The following is a 17,931-nucleotide window of genomic DNA, read 5'->3' as shown; positions in this document are numbered from 1 at the left end:
TCTATTCCTGACACAGGCGCTCCTTGCCGGGTACTACGGCAGACTTCAAAGGGGGTTTACTCATGCCCGCCAACGCCGGTAACAGCGTGGCGATCAGGCTCATCAGCATCAGTGCAAAGTACAGCGCCGGGCTGATGAGCTGTTGTTGCAGCAGCAGGTTGAGAAAGACAATTTCGCTCAATCCGCGAATATTCAGTAACAGGCTTTCACGCCATTTGCTGGCCCCGGCAAACGACGGCGTGGCCCAGCTCACCCCGAGCCAGTTACCCAGCAGCTTACTGACCATCGGCAGCAGCAATAGTGCGGACAATTGCAGCAGGCTGATCTCGCTCAGGGCACTGTGCACATTGATCTGCACAATGCCGAACGTGAGGATCAGCGGGATCGCCAGCGTGGTCTGCAAGCGTTCCAGCCATACAGCGCTTAACGGCATGACCAGCGCCACCTTGAGCCACGCCATGCAGATCAAATACCCGACGCCGAAAATCAGTGCATTGAGGCGGTAATGCTCGGCCACCACCAGCAAGGCAAAAAAGCCCAGGCTGTAGCACAGCGGCTGACGGATGCGCAGGAGGTGTAGCAGCAGCGGCAGCAAGGCCCCGGCCAGCGGCAGGAGCAGGCTGCTCAGGTCCAGGCTGCCCTGGGCCAGGCCAAACAGGGTCCAGCACGTGAGGTCGATAAGGATCGCGCTTTGCACCAAGCGCCGGGTGGCAGCGGGCGGGTAATCAATGTGGCGCAAGTACAGGTACAACACCGGGATCGCAGTGATGGCAAAGACCAGGCCCACCGCCAGCGAACTCAACCAGGGTTGCTCAGGCAGCAGCCAGACGGCGCAGGCCAGCCCGCAGGCGAAAGGCACAGCAAAGCTGGGCAGGGCGATTTTTACACTTTGGCGATCAAGGCGCAGATCAATCACGTCGCTCAAAATGGTGCCCAGCAACAGCGCAAAACTCAGGCTGTAGAGGCTTTTGAGCCACGCCGGAGCAACCAGTTGTACGCCGCTGAGCTGCCAGTGCGGCTCGATCCAGAACAGCATCAGCAGCGGCAAGACGATGGACGCCAGCAGCAACTGGCTGACAATCGGGATCACGCCAAAGTGACGGCCCATCCGGGTTGCCAAGGCAAACAGGGCCAGGGCCAGCAGCCAGAACACGGCCGTCATCATTGGCTGTGCTCCTGTTTACCCGCCCACGGCGCCAGGATAAAACTGAATGCCAGCCCCAGACTTACGGACAAGCCGAAATTGCTGACCGCAGGCGTGCTCGACACCGCCAGCAGGCCGAACGACAGCCAAGTGGTCAGCGCCGCCAGCAAGGTCCCGAGCAGGCTGACGGCAGCACCGCCGATTTGCTCACGCATCAGGATCGCGTAATCGACGCTGATTGCCGTTACCAGCAGCAGGCCGAAGAGGCTGAACAGCGTTAACGGCTGCCCCAGCCAGCCCAGGCTGGCAAGGCTGCACAGCGCGGCCAGAAGCGGCAGTGCGACGATGCGCAATGCTCCGCCAAAACCGAAGGGTGCGATCAGCAACACTACGATCAAGGCACAGGACAGCAACTTCAATTCTGCGGCGCTGACTTGCGTTGCGGCAAAGACGTTATTCAAGTCGCCCAGGCGGTCGACCAGTTGAACGCCCGGCAGGTCCTGGGCTTGCACCCGCAGCAAGCTGGCACTGTTCAAACCTTGCAGGCTGACCATTGCGGCGACGCCTTCAGCGTTCTTGCCTAGCCAGAGTGTGCGCCAGGGTTCGGCCAGCGGACCGCTCAGCGCGTCATCGATATGTTGCTCGGGCAAGGCCTGCAATTGCACCAGTTCGGCTTGCAGAGCGGCTTCAGGTACACCGAGCTCCAGCAGGGGTTGCCAGTGTTGCGGCAGCTGTGACAGTGCACGGCGTAAGTGCTGTTGCTCGCTGGGCAGGCTGACCAATTGGTTCAGTGCCAGATAACCCTGCAACTTACCCATGTGCACCAACTGATCGAGACGCTCGACAAGGGCGGTTTGGCGCTCAAGCAATTGCTGCTCGTTGTCGGCCCGGACCAGGAAAAACTGGCTGGTGGGCTGATAACCGGTGATCCGTGCAATGGCCTGTGCTTCGGCCATCAATTGCGGCGGGGCGCCGACCCATTGGCGGATGTCGTTCTTGCTGGTCAGTTGCCACAGACCGGCAGCACAAAACGCCAGCAGTAAGACCAGCAAGGCAGGCGTAGGGAGGCGTTTGAGCAAGGCTTCGCGCACGTCGAGCAGCGATTGGGCAATACGCAGGGGCCATTGCGCAGGGCGCAGTTCCACGCCCTGGAGCAGCGCGGGCAGCAGGCATACGGCGCTCAGGTAGGCACCGACCAGGCCTGCGGCGGAGAAGATGGCGATTTGGGTCAACGCCGGAAACGGGGTGAAGGCCAGTGCCAGATAGCCGATGCAACTGGTGGCCAGGCTCAGGCTTAAACCGGGCAAGGTCAGGCGCAAAGCCGGCCAGCTGCGCCAGGGTTTGAGGCTCCAGCTTTTGGACAGGTAATGCAGCGGGTAATCCACGGCGACGCCGATCAGGCTGGAGCCCAGTACCAGCGTCATCACGTGCATGCTGCCAAAGAACGCGACGCAGGCCACGGCACCAAACAGCATGCCGACCAACACGGGCACAAACGCCAACAGCACCCGCCAGCGTCGAAACGCCAGCAGCAACAGCAGCAGAATCCCGACGGTGGCGCCACCGCCGACCCAGGTGATTTCACGGGTAGCTTGCTGTTGTCCGCTGGCTGCGTAGAGCAAGCCACTGGCCGCGAGCAGTTGCACATCGTCGTGTGCGACTTGCTGGCGGCTGTGCTCAAGCAGTTCGGCCACCTGCAGCGGCAGCTTCATGTCAAAAGCATTGCCCTGGGTACGGGCGCGCAGCAATACCCAGTGTTTGCCGTCGGCTTCGGCAACCAGAGCGCCGCTGCCTATATCGAGTTGCACCGCCCCCCGCTGCGGCTGGCTGTTCTGGATGCGCCCGGTCAGGCCCAGCCAGTCGTCTTGACTCGGCACCAGGCTGAACCCGGTGAAAGGATCGAACAGTGCCTGCACGCGTTGCTGGATAAAGGCGTCGGGGTGCTCGATCAGTTGCGCACGGTCGGCTGCAGACAGCATCGCCAGTCGCCCGCGCAGCAGTTGATCACGCAGCGCCGGAAGGTCGGCCTGCAGGTTCCATTGCACCTTTTCAAACAGACCGCTGGCTTGCCACTGCTGGCCCAACTGCTCGGCCGAAGCGATGGCTTGCTGGCGGTCGCTACTGCCTACCAGCACCAGCATTTCGCGGTTCAGGGGCTCTTGCATGCGTTGTTCGGCGCTCAGCTCCAGCGCATCCGGGGAGTCCCCTGGCACCAGTTCCATCAGGTTGGCCGACAGCGGTGCGCCGTGACGCCATTGCCAGCCAGCGAGTGCAAGCACCGCCACCAGCAGGATCAGGAAGCCGCGGGGTAACCAGCGTTCACTGCGCAAAATCGAGCTGCTCCGATTCACTCAAGGGCTGGTTGCTGACGCTGTTGTGCATTTTAAGCAGCGTGCTATCGCCCTGGGTTTCTTGCAGTTCGATGCGTTGCACCACTTCGCCGCCGTCGATGTTGATCTGTTTGAACACTTGTTTGAGCAGCAGTGAGCGTGGGGTCAGGGTCAGCGTCCAGTGTGCGGGTTCGCCTTGCAGTTGCAGGTCGAAATCCCGCTGCAGGCCGCTGCTGTCGCCTTGCAGCACGGCGAGGAACAACCGGTTCTGCTCGGCGCCGGCGCTTTTGCCGGGCAGCATTTGCCAACTGGTGCCGTTACGCCGGGCGATGCCTTGGGCGGTGATGCGGTAATCCTGTTGCAACGGGGATTTGAGTTGCCAAAGCAGACCGTGATCTTTGGCGAGCACAAACGTACCGGTACTGGTCAGCGGCTTGGGCAGGGCGCGCAGGTGTTTTTCCTGGATGAAGTCGCCGTGGATCACCTGTGGCCTGGCCAGTTGTTCGCTGAGTTGTTGCAGGTCGAAGGCGTGGGCCAGAGGAGTGAATCCGAGTAACAGCACACACCCCAATGTGGGAGCGGGCTTGCTCGCGATGCAGGCGCTGCGCAGCGTCTGCCACACCGCGGTGATGCAATCGCGAGCAAGCCCGCTCCCACAGATGATCGCGCTCATGGCAGCATCCTCGCAACCGCTTCGGTAAAGCACTTGGGCGACACCAGTTGCATCTCCTTACTGGCGATCTCGACCGCCACCTGCACAGTCACCGCACGGGTCAGCCGTTCGCCGGTGGCCAGGTCGGTGATCAGGTAATTGACCTTCAGGCGGTTCTCCCACTCCACCAGGCTGGCGCGAACGTTGATGCGCTGGCCAAATGTTGCACCACGTACATACCGTAATTGCATATCGATCACCGGCCACGCATAGCCCGCATCGAGCATCTGCGTGTAGTTGTGGCCGATATGGTCGAGCAGCTCACACCGCGCCACTTCGAGGTATTTGACGTAGTGGCCGTGCCACACCACGTGCATCGTGTCGATGTCGAAAAACGGCACCAACACTTCGGTATCAACGTGCAAAACGCCTTTGCTACGCATGCAGCCTCCAGTGTTGTTGGGCGATACGGCTCAGGCACAAGCGCAACTCGGCTTCCAGGGCACGGTCTTCGACCACCGGTGGGAAGTCCTCGGCCAACTCGGCGTGCATCTGTGCCAGTGCGGGTGGCAGCGGGCGTGCATCTTCGGAACGGCTACGCAGCCACACCCCCTGATTGGCCGCAAGCAAGGTGGCCGCGGCGACCTGTTCGGTCAGTTCCAGCACGCGGATCGCATCACGGGCAGCGATAGTGCCCATGCTCACTTTGTCCTGGTTGTGGCATTCAGTAGAGCGTGAGAACACGCTGGCCGGCATGGTGTTTTTCAACGCCTCGGCCGTCCAGGCGCTGGTGCCGATCTGTACCGCTTTAAAGCCGTGGTTGAGCATCGCCCGCTCGGCTGTTGCGCCCGAGAGGTTGCTCGGCAGGCCGTGGTTGTAACGCACGTCCACCAGCAGCGCGAGCTGGCGGTCCAGCAGGTCGGCGACGTTGGCGACCAGGGTCTTGAGGCTGTCCATCGCAAAGGCGATATGCCCGCCATAGAAGTGCCCGCCATGCAGCACGCGTTCTTCTTCGGCGTCGATGATCGGGTTGTCGTTGGCGCTGTTAAGTTCAATTTCGATAAACGAGCGCAGCCAGTTCAGGCTGTCTGCCAGCACGCCCAGTACGTGGGGCGCGCAGCGCAGCGAGTAGCGGTCTTGCAGGCGATGCAGGGGCGCTGTCGGGGCGTCGATGGCCAGGTCCTGGCGAATCCAGGCCGCCACCTGCATTTGCCCCGGATGCGGTTTGGCAGCGAACAGGCGTTCGTCGAAATGCTCAGGGTTGCCTTGCAGTGCCACCACGTTGAGCGCGGTGATGCGGGTAGCGAGTTTGAGCAGGTAATCGGCGCGGGCATAGGCCAGGCACGCGAGGCCGGTCATCACGGCGGTGCCGTTCATCAGCGCCAGCGCTTCCTTGGGCCGCAGTACCAACGGTGTCCAGCCAAGTTCCCGGTGCACGTCGGCTGCAAGGCGGCGTTCGCCCTTGAACAGCACTTCGCGCTCACCCGACAGCGTGGCGGCCACATAGGACAACGGCGTCAAATCGCCGCTGGCGCCCACTGAACCTTCTTCGGGGATCAGCGGCAGGATGTCGTGGGCGATGAAGGCCTGCAAACGCTCCAGCAACTCGATGCGCACCCCGGAAACGCCGTGGCATAACGACTGCAGGCGGGCAGCGAGCACGGCGCGGGTGGCCTGGGCGTCAAGCAACTTGCCCAACCCACAGCCGTGAAAGGTGTAGAGATGACGTGGCAGCGCTTCAACATGCTCCAGTGGCACCGCCACCACGCACGAATCGCCGTAACCGGTGGTCACGCCATAGATCACGCCTTCCTTGTCCAGCAGCGAGTCGAGAAAGCGCGCGCCTTTTGCGATGCGTTCGCGGTAGTCAGCGTCGTCTTGCAGACGGGTCGGCGCCTGACGATTGGCCAGGGCCAGCACGTCTTCAATGCGCAACGGGGTTTGGCCGAAGGTTACTGGCTCATGCGGATGCGTCGTCATCGGTCTTCCAGAAAGGGTAAAAATTGAACCATTGTTGCGGCGCTTCGAGGCAGTAGTGCCCCAGGCGTTCGGCGTAGCGCGTGGCCCAGTGGGCGATCACTTGCTCGCGGTCGCTGCGCCGCCAGAGTACGGCGTCGGTGAAGGGTTCGAGGATGACCCGGTAGCGCCCTTCATGCTTGAGGCAAAACATCAGATTGACCGGGCATTTGAGCAACCCGGCCAACAGCCACGGGCCTTGCGGGAATGCGGCGGGGTGGCCGAGAAAGTCGACCTCGACATTGCGCCCGCCATGCAGCGGCACTCGGTCACCGGCAATCGCCAGCCACTCGCCGTCTTCCAGGCGCTGATTGAGTTGCAGCATGACTGCCGGGTTGAGCTCACTGACCTGAATCAGCCGTAAATGGCTGGCCCCGGCTTCGCCCAGCAAGCGGTTGAAGTGTTCGGCGTGCTTGGTGTGCACCAGCACGTTCATGGTCACCTGTTCGCCCAGTTCGGCCAGTGCGCGGCACACTTCGAGGTTGCCCAGGTGTGCGCCCACCAGCATCTGGCCGCGTTCGCCGCGTAACTGATTGCGCAGCAGGGCGGGGTCAATGATTTCGATATCTTCGATCTTGAGGCGGCCGTTCCACACGTCGAGCTTGTCGAGCAGGGCGTCGGCAAAGGCCATGAACTGCCCAAACACCCGCCTGCGGGTAGGTTGCAGGTCGTTATGACCGCTCCAGTCGGCCAGCCGTTGCTGATACTGCCAGATGCTGCGCCGGGCGCGGCCACCGAACACAAAGAAGTACAGCACGATGGCGTAGAGCACCGGGCTGAGCAGGCGGCGGCCCAGCAGTTTGACGCCGAACGCAGTGAGCTTCATCAGCCGGAAACTGCCGCGCTCCTTGTGGTCAGCCCAATGCTGTTGAGGTTCGCTCATGCTTTGAAACGCCCCCAGAGGATGCTCGGCAAACGGATCAACATGCCGAAAAACAGTTTGGTGTGCATGCCGGAAATCAGCGCGTTGTCATGGAACAGACGAAAGTGCGAGAGGCCGTCCTGCGGGTAATGGACCTTGGTCGGCAGCCAGCGCATGGGCTGATTGCGCCACGCCAGACGCACCAGAATCTCGGGGTCGAAATCCATGCGCTTGCCCAGTTTGACCGTGTTGATCAGCGCCAGCGTCGGCGTGAGCGGGTAGACCCGAAAGCCGCACATGGAGTCGGGAATCTGCAGCGACAGGCTGTTGATCCACACCCACACGTGGGTCAGGTAGCGCGCATACAGGCGACCCTTGGGCACGCTGTCGTCGTACTGTGGATAACCGCAGATCAGCGCTTGGGGGTTTTGCTGTGAGACCTGCATAAAGGTCGCTACGTCGCGCAGGTCGTGCTGGCCGTCGGCGTCTACTTGCAGGGCGTGGGTGAAGCCCAGCCTGGCGGCTTCCCGCAGCCCCGCCATGACCGCGCCACCCTTGCCCTGATTGATGGCCAGGCGCACGAGGAAGATGTGTTCGCCCTGGGCAAGCTGTTCGAGAACGGCGCTGCACGCGGGGCTGCTGGCGTCGTCAACCAGCACGCAGGGCAAGCCGGCGGCGAGCAGGGCGTCGACCACGGCCGGCACGGCGGTTTCGTGGTTGTACACCGGGATCACGGCGCAGGGGTTATGCATGGGCGGGCTCCAGCACGATGCGACCACTGGAGCAGGGCGCCGTGGCGTTGCGGTAGGCGAAGTGCAGTTTGCTGCGCTCACGGTCAAAACGCAGGATCAGTTCGATGGCGTTGCCGGGGCGTACCAGTTGCTGGAACTTGAGCACTTCCATCCCGGCAAAACGCGGCGGCATGTCGAGCAACTGCTGACCCAGCGCCATCGCCCAATCCACTTGCACCACGCCCGGCAGCACCGGGGTTTTAGGGAAATGACCGCTGAAGTAGGCCAGGTCCGGAGGGATCGACAGGTTAAGTGTCCACTGGCCGTCTTGTTCGCTTTGGCTCAGCACTTCGGGCATTTTCGGCCGGGGTGCCAGCAGTAACGTATCGACTTGCACCTGTGGCAGCTTGCCCTGGCTGTTGAGCGGCAACTGGCGCAACAAGCGCCAGCGGCGCGGCAAGGCCAGCGCTTCGCAGTGCTGGCTCAAGTGCTGGCGCAGGGCTTGAGTCAGGGCGCGACGACCGTGTTCACGCAACGCAAACAGGCCGCTGTCACTGAGTACCAGCAAGGCGCCCAGAGATGCGCGGTTCTCGTTGACCACCCCCAGACGGGCTTCAGCCACCCAGTCGTGATTGACCAGTGCGTGTTCCAGCATTGGCAAGGAGATGCGTTTTTCTTCCAGTTTGACGATGCGGTCCAGACGCCCGAGCAGCTCGAAACGGCCATCGGCCTCGATGCGAGCCGCGTCGGCCGTGTGTTCTATATGCCCCGCAGGCAAGTACGCTGAAGCGATCATCAGGGCGCCGTCTTCGCTCTGGCTCAGTTGCACATCGGCAAACGGTTGCCACAGGTTCGGGCCCTGACGCCAGGCAATACCACCGGTTTCGGAGCTGCCAAGGATTTCGGTCGGCCACTGGCCCAGACGCTCGAACAACGCGTGTGCCGCGTCTTCAGGCAAGGCACCGCCCGAAGAAAACACCCGGCGTACCGGGCTCAAGGCGGGCCAGTCCAGGTTGTCGGTCATGCGTTTGAGCAGGGCAGGGCTGGCGACCCAGGCGAATGACGCATGCTCGCGACTGGCGCGCTGCATGTCTTCAGGGAACGCCAGTTGCTTGCGCACAAAGGTGCGGCCTGCGCACAGGGGCCACAGCACACGGAACAACAAACCATAAATATGCTGCGCCGCCACACTGGCGATGATGCACGCATCACCCAGATCTTCGCCCCATAACTGTTCCAGCGCCTGGACCTCGTTGGCCATCTGACGCAGGCTTTTGTCGATGCGCTTGGGCTCGCCGCTGGAGCCCGAGGTGCACAGGCTGAGCTGGCACGTGTCCAGATCCAGTGCTGCCGCAGGCAGTGCGTCGGCGTATAAAGCTTGCAGTTCGTCGTGTTGAGTTATCCACAGGTCAACCCGGCAATCCCAGCGCTGACGGGTTTGCGCTTGCAGGTCAGCGGGTAACAGCACGCTGACCCCGGCCCGCCATGCACCGAGTAAAGCCACTGCCAGGTCGGCGGCGTCTTCAAGATGGACAGCAATGTGCTGCACGCCACGCTGTTGCAGGCCGCCGGCCAGGCGCAGGGCCTGCTCGCAAAGGCTGTCGTGGTTCAGCGCAGGGTCAACCGTGACGCGGCGTTCTGCGTGCCCCTTGAGCAATAGCTGCTCAAGTTTTATCCAATTCATGCCCGGCCTCTTACCTTTTGTCGTATCAGCCATTCAATGGCAAACAGCAGCCCCATCAGCCCGTAGGCGATCAGGCCGTTGTACAACGTCCACCAACTCAGCGGCGCCCACAGCGTCAGACCTGCTGCGACTAACCCGTTGAGCATGAAAAACAGGCACCAGACCTTGGTGACCTGCCGTGTGTAAACAATTGCGATCTCGGGCAACACCGGCTCGCGCAAACGCGCCAGGCGCTCGATCATCGGCGGCCCGAACTTCAGGCTAAGACCGAACAGGCAAAGCATGAAGGTACTGATCAGGACCGGGTACCAGCGCAGCAATGCCGGGCTGTTGAACAGAGCCAGCAGGCCGCAGAACACCAGTGCCACTACCGCCATCCACACACTGCCGGGGCGTCGCTCGCCGGTCAGGGCGCGGGCCAGCCACAGGCTGCCAAGCAGCAGCGCGAACTGCCATGGAGCGAAATGGGCCATGCCGAAATACACCGCAAAGGGGTACAGCAGGCCAGCCAGCAACAGCCCAAGCCCAATCAGTCGACTCATGCGTCCGTGTGAACCAGGCGGTAAACCGCCTCGACCACGTCATTGACGGTACGCACCGATTTGAATTCTTCAGCCGCGATTCTTTTGCCGGTTTTGCGCTTGATGTGGTCGATCAGGTCGACGGCGTCGATGCTGTCGATTTCCAGATCCTGATAGAGGTTGGCGTCCAGGGTGACGCGCTCGGGCTCAAGTTCGAAGAGTTCGACCAGGGCGTCGCGCAGGGTATTGAAAATGTCGTCACGGGTTTGCATGGTTCGGTCTCAGGCTGCCTGTTTGGCCGTGACAAAAGCCGCAAGGCTGGCCACGTTTGAAAAATGATTGCGAGTGTCTTTGGCGTCGGCGTCTATTTTGATGCCGTAGGTTTTTTGAATCGCCAGGCCCAACTCAAGCGCGTCGACCGAATCCAGCCCCAGGCCTTCGCCAAAGAGGGTTTGTTCATCGCCAATATCGCTGACGCTGATGTCTTCAAGGCCTAGGGCATCGATGATCAGCTGTTTAATGTCGCTTTTCAGATCGCTCATCTGTGGCGAGCTCCTTAATAAAGTAGTCATGCACGAAGTCATTGAGCAGGCGCGAGGCTTTAGGCGGCGGGCCCAGCGCAGTAAAGGTGTTTGGATCTATATCGGCACCGACCCGGAAACTGAAGTGCACGCGCCGATGGGGTATGCGGTACCAGGGTTCGGCCTTGGTCAGCGTGGTGGGGCTGACCTTGATCACCACCGGGGTGAGGATCTTCGCACCCCGCAGTGCTATCGCGGCGGCGCCGCGATGAAAGGCGGGTGTCATGCCCGGCTGCGTACGGGTGCCCTCAGGAAAAATGATCAGGGTCTGGCCTTCCTGCAGGGCTTGCGCGGCGTTATCGAGCATGTCGACGCTGCCATCATTGCTGATGTATTGCGTGGCACGCACGGGGCTGCGGGTAAACGGGTTTTGCCAAAGGCTCTCTTTGACCACGCAATTGGCATTCCTCACCAGACCGATCAAAAAAACCACATCGATAAGCGACGGGTGGTTGGCAATGATCATCTGGCCGGGGCGCCCGAGCCGTTCGGCACCTTGTACGTCATAGGTCAGCACGCCCATGCGGGCCATCGTGCGGATAAACAGCCAGAACAACCGGCTGACAGTTGCGCGAGCGCGTTCGCGGTGACGAACGGCGTCTCCCGGCAGGCAGCTGAGCACCGGGAAAATCACGATGCGCAGGCACAGGCAACCCAGGCCGAACAGTGCAAAGCTGATGGCCGTGGCGATCAGGCGCCAACTATAAGCATCGCGACGCTCGCTCACAGGCTGCGTTGCCAGTTCCATACGCGGTCTTTCCAGGCGTGCTGGAAGGACGCCTGCTCATCGAGCAGGTGGCGCAACAGGTTGAGGCTATGAGGCCACGGGGCTTTTTCGATGCCGGTGGCATTGGTGGCGAGGGAGATTTGCCATTGCATGCCAGGGGTCAGCAGCAGGCCGACGGCATAAGGGAAGGGCACATCATCAATCCACTGGGCATAGGCGTGTGGCGGTTGCTCTTCGGTGATGACCAGCAGTACGGCGGGCGCGCCTTCGTTGAGCAACGCACAGGCCTCGATCAGGCCGTGTTCCAGGCCATCTCCAGCTGCGGCAATGGCGGTCATTTCGCTTGTTTCGCCACGCATGATCGACCACAGCCCGATGACGGCGTTATGCACCGAAAGGCTGAATTGTGTCGGGGAAAGAGGCTGTTCGGCAGCGAGGTCGCTGAGGATGTCGAACGTGCGTGGGGTTTCGCCGTGACGTGAGGCGAATACCAGAGGCAATGCTTCATGGCCATCTGCCAGTGGCCAGCCGACGCTGAATGCCATGCGTGCCAAACGGCTAAGGCGACGACGTTGCATGGCGGGAAGAAACGAGACATCCGGTGCTGCATTGCTGGCGGGGAGTACGCTGGGTTGCTGGCTCCAGGCCTGCCAATCGGCCACGCTGTCGAGGCCCGGAGCCCAAGCGCGCCACGCGGCGATATTGAAATTGATCACTGGAGTTTCATCCCGCCTTTGCAGGCTTCCTTGATGCGAAAGTGGACATCAGTCGATGCCGCACCTAATACAGAGTGGCGACATTATCCCGGTGCAGTTGGCTTGTAGCAAATATTGCTTACACTTCAAGTATGTTTTTTGTGCGTTTTAGAAGAAAGGTGGTGTCTTTTTGCTTGTATTGGTCTACACGTAGGTCAAACGTGCTGCTGAAATCAGAATTGTTCGTAGGTCCTTGCAGATAAGCGTCTTTGAGCTGTAGTTCATTTCAGAGCAAGGTAGCTAAGCCGCGCAAAGGACATCTACACTCGGGTACTCATTGGTACACGGAGGTTTTGAAATGCGTCGCGTGGTGTTCAACCAAAAAGGCGGTGTGGGCAAGTCCAGCATCGCGTGTAACCTGGCTGCAGTCAGTGCCAGCGAAGGGTATCGCACGTTGTTGGTAGATCTGGATGCCCAGGCCAACTCCACTCAATACCTGACCGGACTGACCGGCGACGATATCCCCATGGGTATTGCCGACTTCTTTAAGCACAGCTTGTCAGCTGGAGTCGGCTCGAAGAAAAATCGTGTAGATATTTACGAAACACCCTTCGAAAACTTACACGTTGTGACCGCCACCGGCGAACTGGCCGATTTGCAGCCAAAACTTGAGGCCAAACACAAGATCAACAAGCTGCGAAAGCTGCTTGATGAGTTGGCCGAAGACTACGACCGCATTTATGTCGATACTCCCCCCGCATTGAACTTTTATGCAGTATCGGCGTTGATCGCCTGTGATCGGGTATTGATCCCATTCGATTGCGATAGTTTTTCCCGTCAGGCCTTGTACAGCCTCTTGGCTGAAATCGAAGAGCTCAAAGAGGACCACAATGAAGATCTTATGGTCGAAGGCATTGTGGTCAATCAGTTCCAGGCCCGGGCCAGCCTGCCTCAACAAATGCTCGACGAACTGATCGCGGAAGGGCTACCGGTGCTGCCGATGTACCTCAGCAGCTCCGTGCGTATGCGCGAGTCCCATCAGGCTTGTCAGCCTTTGATTCACTTCGACCCGCGGCACAAGCTGACCCAGCAGTTCGTGGAGTTGCACGATTATCTGGATCAGAACGCTTAAGCGTTGATGCCCTGGCTGCGCAGCCAGGCGGTCAGTTGCTGCAACGGCAGCGCACCGCTCTGGCGAGCGACTTCGCGGCCATTTTTAAACAGGATGAGGCTCGGGATCGAACGTATCCCTAATTGTCCGGCCAGTTGTTGATTGGTTTCGCTGTCAAGTTTGGCCAGTCGGCATTTACCGATCAGTTGGCTGGCGGCTTGTTCAAATACCGGGGCAAAGGCTTTGCACGGTCCGCACCACTCAGCCCATACATCCACCAGCAGCGGCAAGTCGCCCTTTATCTGGCTGGGGTAGTCGGTTTGTTTAAGATCGAAGGGCTTGGCGAGCAGCACCGCATTCTTGCAGCGCCCGCATTTGGGGTGCTCGCCGATGCGCTCTGCGGGAATACGGTTCAGGCCGTTGCAGTGTGGGCAGGGAATCAGCAGCGGTTCGGTCATTGGTCGTTCTCTACAAGGGGGCTCATGAGCGTGCAGTTCAGCAGATGATTGCTCAACCCGCCACTGGCGTCAGCGGCCAGATCCAGGGAATCACCAGCATTGCCACAATCAGCATCAGTACATTCAGCGGAATGCCGATGCGCAAAAAGTCGCTGAATTTGTACCCGCCTGCGTTATACACAAAGGTGTTGGTCTGGTAGCCAATCGGCGTGGCAAAGCTGGCGCTGGCAGCGAACATCACGGCCACCACGAAAGGCCGAGGGTCCACGCCCATCTGTTGCGCCACACCAATGGCAATCGGCGTCAGCAATACGGCCACGGCGTTGTTGGAGAGGATCTCGGTGAGGATGCTGGTCAGTAAGTAGACAAACCCCAGCATCAGCAACGGTCCGGCATTAGGGATCGCGGCCATGGTCTGGCTGACGACCAGGTTGATCAGGCCTACTTTTTCCATCGCAATGCTGATGGCCAGCATGCCGAAAATCAGGCTGAGGATTTTCCAGTCCACCGCCTTGTAAGCGTCTTGCACATCCAGGCAGCGGGTGGCGACTACCGTCACCGCGGCGATGAGTGCCAGTCCTTCGATGGGCATGACTTCCAGTGCCGCGAGAAGCATCACGGCCAGGGTCGCAATGATTGCAATTGGCGCCTTGTCGCGGCGGTATGCGCGCTCCAGGACAGTATTGAGGCTGATCAAGTCGCCATTTTCGGCGAAGCGACGAATCTGGCTGGGTGTGCCTTCGACCAGAATCACATCCCCGAATTGCAGGTGCAGGTCGTCGAGGTTGCCTTGAATGTTCTCGTCCTGACGATGCACCGCAAGCACCGCAATGCCGTAACGCGCCGTCAGGTCGAGGTCGCGCATGGGACGGTGGCTGTAGCGGGAATTACGGCCCACGATGGCCTCGGCCAGGATGACGTCGTGGTTGCTGATGGTTTCGAACGCATCGCCACGGTTGAAGGCCAGCACGCCGCTTTCGCGCAGCTCGACCACATTCTGTACTTGCCCGTGCAGCACCAGGCGATCGCCGCTGCGCAGTTGGGTGGTGGACTCGGGCGTCGAAAGCTCCTGCTCATCACGGAAAATCTTCAGGACTTGCAGACCGCTGCCGCCATTGAGGTTGGCTTCGGTCAGGGTTTTACCGATCACGGGCGAATTGTGGGGTACCAGCAGTTCGCTCATGAAGGTTCGCGTCAGATCCGGGCGCAACTGCTTGGACAGGCTGTCGCGATCAGGCAGCAAGCGGTTGCTGAAAATCATCAGGTACACAAAGCCCACGGCGGCAAACATCAGCCCGGCCTGAGTTATTTCGAACATGCCGAAGGGCGCGAGCCCGGCTTTGCGTGCAACCCCGTCTACCAGAATGTTGGTCGAGGTGCCGATCATCGTCAGCATCCCGCCCAGTACCGTGGCGTAAGACAGCGGGATCAGCAGTTTGGACGGCGAACTGTGGGAGCGCTTTGCCAGGGCAATCGCCACGGGCGTCAAAATGGCCACCACGGGGGTGTTGTTCAGGAAGGCCGAAATGACCAGTGCGGTGATCATCAGCCCGCCCAGCACCCGCAGCGGTTTGTCGCCTACCAGGTTGCCCAGCCAATTACCCAGGGCATCAATGCAGCCGGTGCGTTCCAGCGCAGCCGAAAGCACAAACATGCAGGCAATCGTGGCAGGCGCCGAGTTGCTGAGCACGCTCAACACTTCGTGTGGCGTCAGTATTTGCGTGACCAACAGGGCGGCGACACCAATGGCGGCTACGACATCGGCGCTCCACTTCTCGCGCACAAACGACACCAAGAGCCACACCAGCAAAGCGGCAACAAACAGCAGGGGGAGCGAGTCCCAGGACATGGGTCTTCCTTAATGCAACGAATCTCGTATGAGGTATCGGTCAGGCCATAGCCGCCGCGCGGGCGTCACGATAATCAGGGTGAGTTAGTTCGTCTAAGACTGTTTGGGCAGGTTGTTATGCGATTTGGTTATGCAGACGCCGGGGGGACGTATTTGCTCATACAGTCCTGAGCCGGTTGTACAGCCTTTATCTAGGCTTTGAAGCGAGACAACCACAGCGCCATTTGTCAGGGCGTGAATATCGCACATTGCGATTATCTGATCCCTGACTTAACCTCCATAGCAAGATGCGATAGGGACGTTGCATGCGAGTGATAACAGCCAAGCGTATTTGGGAAGCGAAAGAACAATGGCCGCAATCGGCGAGCGCTCTCGATGAGTGGTACCGCAAGATCAAGGTTCTCAAACCCGAAGACTTTGCCGCGTTAAGGTCGTTTTTCCCTGCTACCGACAAGGTCGGTTCGTTTCACGTTTTCAATATTGGAGGTAACAAGCTGCGGCTGATCGCCGTGGTGCGTTATCGGGTACAGCGCCTCTACATTCGTCATGTGCTCGATCACAGTGACTATGACAAGGGCAATTGGAAGGAGTAAGAACTATGAACCCATTGATCACACAGGCGGCTGAGCACTGGAAATTCGTGGCGCCTCTACTGCGCAAACCGAAAAACGAAGCCGATTACGATGAGTTGGTCGCAGCCCTTGATGGCTTGACCGACTTGATTGGCGACGATGAGAGTCATCCCTTGATGAGCCTGGTGGACATCATCGGTGACTGGGTTGAAGCCTACGATCTCGAGCATCGGCCGATGCCCAAGGTCAGTGGTGTCGATGTGCTGCGCTCGGTGATGCAGGAGCACGGGCTGACCCAAAGCGACTTGCCGGGCGTGGGTACCCAATCGGTGGTGTCCGAAATCCTCAGCGGCAAGCGCCAGCTCAACGTTCGGCAGATACGCTGGCTGGCGGATTACTTCAAAGTGCCTGTGGATATGTTTATCTGAGGTTTTGCATCACGACGAGCAACTGATTTCCAGGTGTTTGCCCCACTCGGGCGGGCGTTCGGCATAGGCCTCCATGCCCGGTTGCTCGGTGAACGGCTGGGTCAGCACGTCATGCAGGCGTTGTACTTCGCTGTAATCCCCGGCTTGCGCTGCATCGATGGCTTTTTGCGCCAGGTAGTTACGCAGGATGTAGAGCGGGTTGACCGCGTGCATGCGCTCACGCCGTGCGCTTTCATCACTTACGCCTTCACGGGCGACCCGGGCAACGTATTGCGCGGCCCACTCATCAAACCCTTTTAGGTCGACAAACTCGTCACGCAGGCGCGACACGGCCTGCTCTGCGGGTAAGTCGCCCAGGCGACGAAAGAACAGGGTGTAGTCGACGCTGCTGCCTTGCATCCGTTGCAACAGGGTTTCGATCAATAGTTGATCACCGTCTTCGGCGGTGGTCAGGCCCAGTCGGCGGCGCATCAGGTCGGTGTAGTGCGCTTGATACAGCGGCAAGTACAGCCCCAGGGTTTCGCGCAGGGCTTCAACGCTGATAAACGGCGTCAGGGCCTGGGCCAGTGCGCTGAGGTTCCACTGGCCGACAGGCACCTGGTTGCTGAAGGAATAGCGCCCTTCGTGGTCGGAGTGGTTGCAGACGAAGTTGGCGTCGAAGTCGTCCAGGAAGGCGAACGGGCCGAAGTCGAAGGTGATTCCCAGAATCGACATGTTGTCGGTGTTCATTACGCCGTGACAAAAACCGTATGCCTGCCACTTGGCAATCAGCTCGGCGTTACGCTCGACGATCTCGCGGAACATCGCCAGATAGGGCTCGGGTTGCTCCAGGCACTCGGCAAAGTGCAGGGCCAGTACATGCTCGCCCAACTGTTTTTGCTGCTCTGGGCGCTTGGTGTAATAGAAATATTCGAAATGCCCGAAGCGTACATGGCTGGGCGCCAGGCGCAGGACCATGGCTGCGCGTTCCTGTGTCTCGCGCCATACCGGGGTATCGGAGCCGATCACGCACAGGGCGCGACTGCTGGGAATGCCCAGCGCGTGCAGCGCCTCGCTGGCGAGAAATTCGCGGATCGATGAACGCAGCACGGCTCGGCCATCGCCCATGCGCGAGTAGGGCGTCATGCCGGCGCCCTTGAGGTGCAAGTCCCAGTGCTCGCCCGCCTCGTTATAGACCTCGCCCAGCAATAGCCCACGGCCATCACCCAGTTGCGGGTTGTAGGAGCCGAACTGATGGCCCGAATAGATCATGGCGCGGGGTTCGGCGTTGGCCCACAAGGTATGACCGCCAAACAGTTGGGCGAACACCGGGTCCTGGGCGACCGCCGGGTCGAGGTCGAGCAGCGCCAACGCGCGATTGCTGACAGCTACCAGGCGCGGTGCGTCGATAGGCTCTGGCAGTACGTGAGTCGAAAACGCGTCACCCAGCCGAGCGAAGCGGTTATCAAAAGTCAGTTCGTCGAGGGCTTTCAATGACCGTCTCCAGTAAACAAAAAGTGATCTTGGCGTACATGCTCTGTGGGAGCGAGCCTGCTCGCGAAGATCTCAAGCGCGGACGCGCTATCTTTTA

19 protein-coding genes are annotated in these 17,931 nt (G+C 60.2%); 3 read left to right on the top strand and 16 right to left on the bottom strand.

What is annotated here, in order from left to right; all coding sequences use genetic code 11:
- Position 1: 1 nt before the first annotated feature.
- From RGV06_RS12880 to RGV06_RS12820, 13 genes are read right to left on the bottom strand one after another with little or no spacing between them, the layout of a single operon-like run.
- A complete protein-coding gene (locus RGV06_RS12880) occupies positions 2–1,165 on the bottom strand; it encodes a sodium:proton antiporter (RefSeq protein ID WP_322150147.1) in 1,164 nt (387 codons plus the stop codon).
- Entirely contained in the window at positions 1,162–3,474 is a 2,313-nt protein-coding gene (locus RGV06_RS12875) for an MMPL family transporter (RefSeq protein ID WP_322151883.1), read from the bottom strand. The genes RGV06_RS12880 and RGV06_RS12875 overlap by 4 nt, the downstream gene beginning before the upstream one ends.
- Positions 3,464–4,147: an outer membrane lipoprotein carrier protein LolA gene (locus tag RGV06_RS12870; protein ID WP_019825313.1), complete on the bottom strand. Its 684-nt coding sequence runs from the start codon at positions 4,145–4,147 to the stop codon at positions 3,464–3,466. Before RGV06_RS12870 ends, RGV06_RS12875 begins: the two co-directional genes overlap by 11 nt.
- Positions 4,144–4,569 (bottom strand): acyl-CoA thioesterase, encoded by a 426-nt coding sequence (locus RGV06_RS12865; RefSeq protein ID WP_019825314.1) that lies wholly within the window; start codon positions 4,567–4,569, stop codon positions 4,144–4,146. The genes RGV06_RS12870 and RGV06_RS12865 overlap by 4 nt, the downstream gene beginning before the upstream one ends.
- The gene (locus RGV06_RS12860) at positions 4,562–6,106 is read right to left on the bottom strand and encodes an HAL/PAL/TAL family ammonia-lyase (protein WP_322150146.1); all 1,545 of its coding nucleotides are present in this window, start codon (positions 6,104–6,106) and stop codon (positions 4,562–4,564) included. The genes RGV06_RS12865 and RGV06_RS12860 overlap by 8 nt, the downstream gene beginning before the upstream one ends.
- Entirely contained in the window at positions 6,087–7,025 is a 939-nt protein-coding gene (locus tag RGV06_RS12855) for a glycosyl transferase (protein ID WP_322150145.1), read from the bottom strand. Before RGV06_RS12855 ends, RGV06_RS12860 begins: the two co-directional genes overlap by 20 nt.
- Positions 7,022–7,756 (bottom strand): glycosyltransferase family 2 protein, encoded by a 735-nt coding sequence (locus tag RGV06_RS12850; protein ID WP_322150144.1) that lies wholly within the window; start codon positions 7,754–7,756, stop codon positions 7,022–7,024. Before RGV06_RS12850 ends, RGV06_RS12855 begins: the two co-directional genes overlap by 4 nt.
- Positions 7,749–9,419, bottom strand: a complete 1,671-nt coding sequence (locus RGV06_RS12845) for an AMP-binding protein (RefSeq protein ID WP_322150143.1) — start codon at positions 9,417–9,419, stop codon at positions 7,749–7,751. The genes RGV06_RS12850 and RGV06_RS12845 overlap by 8 nt, the downstream gene beginning before the upstream one ends.
- Positions 9,416–9,961, bottom strand: a complete 546-nt coding sequence (locus RGV06_RS12840) for a hypothetical protein (RefSeq protein ID WP_019825322.1) — start codon at positions 9,959–9,961, stop codon at positions 9,416–9,418. Before RGV06_RS12840 ends, RGV06_RS12845 begins: the two co-directional genes overlap by 4 nt.
- Positions 9,958–10,212, bottom strand: a complete 255-nt coding sequence (locus RGV06_RS12835) for an acyl carrier protein (protein WP_019825324.1) — start codon at positions 10,210–10,212, stop codon at positions 9,958–9,960. The genes RGV06_RS12840 and RGV06_RS12835 overlap by 4 nt, the downstream gene beginning before the upstream one ends.
- A gap of 9 nt (positions 10,213–10,221) precedes the next feature.
- Positions 10,222–10,482 (bottom strand): phosphopantetheine-binding protein, encoded by a 261-nt coding sequence (locus RGV06_RS12830; RefSeq protein WP_019825325.1) that lies wholly within the window; start codon positions 10,480–10,482, stop codon positions 10,222–10,224.
- Positions 10,457–11,269, bottom strand: coding sequence for a lysophospholipid acyltransferase family protein (locus RGV06_RS12825; RefSeq protein WP_019825326.1), 813 nt, complete (start codon positions 11,267–11,269; stop codon positions 10,457–10,459). Before RGV06_RS12825 ends, RGV06_RS12830 begins: the two co-directional genes overlap by 26 nt.
- Positions 11,245–11,964, bottom strand: a complete 720-nt coding sequence (locus tag RGV06_RS12820) for a beta-ketoacyl synthase chain length factor (protein WP_046809139.1) — start codon at positions 11,962–11,964, stop codon at positions 11,245–11,247. The genes RGV06_RS12825 and RGV06_RS12820 overlap by 25 nt, the downstream gene beginning before the upstream one ends.
- A 337-nt stretch (positions 11,965–12,301) precedes the next feature.
- Here RGV06_RS12820 and RGV06_RS12815 point away from each other — a divergent pair, with 337 nt between their 5' ends.
- Positions 12,302–13,075, top strand: a complete 774-nt coding sequence (locus tag RGV06_RS12815) for a ParA family protein (protein WP_019825328.1) — start codon at positions 12,302–12,304, stop codon at positions 13,073–13,075.
- Here the strand turns inward: RGV06_RS12815 and trxC are convergent.
- Together trxC and RGV06_RS12805 are read right to left on the bottom strand one after the other, a co-directional pair.
- The gene (gene trxC, locus RGV06_RS12810; protein ID WP_019825330.1) at positions 13,072–13,512 is read right to left on the bottom strand and encodes a thioredoxin TrxC; all 441 of its coding nucleotides are present in this window, start codon (positions 13,510–13,512) and stop codon (positions 13,072–13,074) included. The genes RGV06_RS12815 and trxC overlap by 4 nt on opposite strands.
- A 52-nt stretch (positions 13,513–13,564) precedes the next feature.
- Positions 13,565–15,361, bottom strand: coding sequence for an SLC13 family permease (locus RGV06_RS12805; RefSeq protein ID WP_322150142.1), 1,797 nt, complete (start codon positions 15,359–15,361; stop codon positions 13,565–13,567).
- Positions 15,362–15,666: 305 nt separating this feature from the next.
- Here RGV06_RS12805 and RGV06_RS12800 point away from each other — a divergent pair, with 305 nt between their 5' ends.
- On the top strand, positions 15,667–15,954 hold the full coding sequence (locus RGV06_RS12800; protein WP_019825333.1) for a type II toxin-antitoxin system HigB family toxin: 288 nt from the start codon (positions 15,667–15,669) through the stop codon (positions 15,952–15,954).
- 5 nt (positions 15,955–15,959) lie between these two features.
- Positions 15,960–16,361, top strand: coding sequence for a helix-turn-helix domain-containing protein (locus RGV06_RS12795; protein ID WP_019825335.1), 402 nt, complete (start codon positions 15,960–15,962; stop codon positions 16,359–16,361).
- Positions 16,362–16,370: 9 nt separating this feature from the next.
- Here RGV06_RS12795 and selO read toward each other — a convergent pair whose 3' ends face one another.
- Entirely contained in the window at positions 16,371–17,834 is a 1,464-nt protein-coding gene (selO, locus tag RGV06_RS12790; protein ID WP_019825337.1) for a protein adenylyltransferase SelO, read from the bottom strand.
- Between the last annotated feature and the right edge of the window lie 97 nt (positions 17,835–17,931).

Origin of the sequence: Pseudomonas sp. CCI3.1 (genome assembly GCF_034313985.1) — a bacterium.
In the GTDB taxonomy this organism is placed as follows: Bacteria; Pseudomonadota; Gammaproteobacteria; order Pseudomonadales; family Pseudomonadaceae; genus Aquipseudomonas; species Aquipseudomonas psychrophila.
This window is presented reverse-complemented; position numbering and strand designations above follow the sequence as displayed.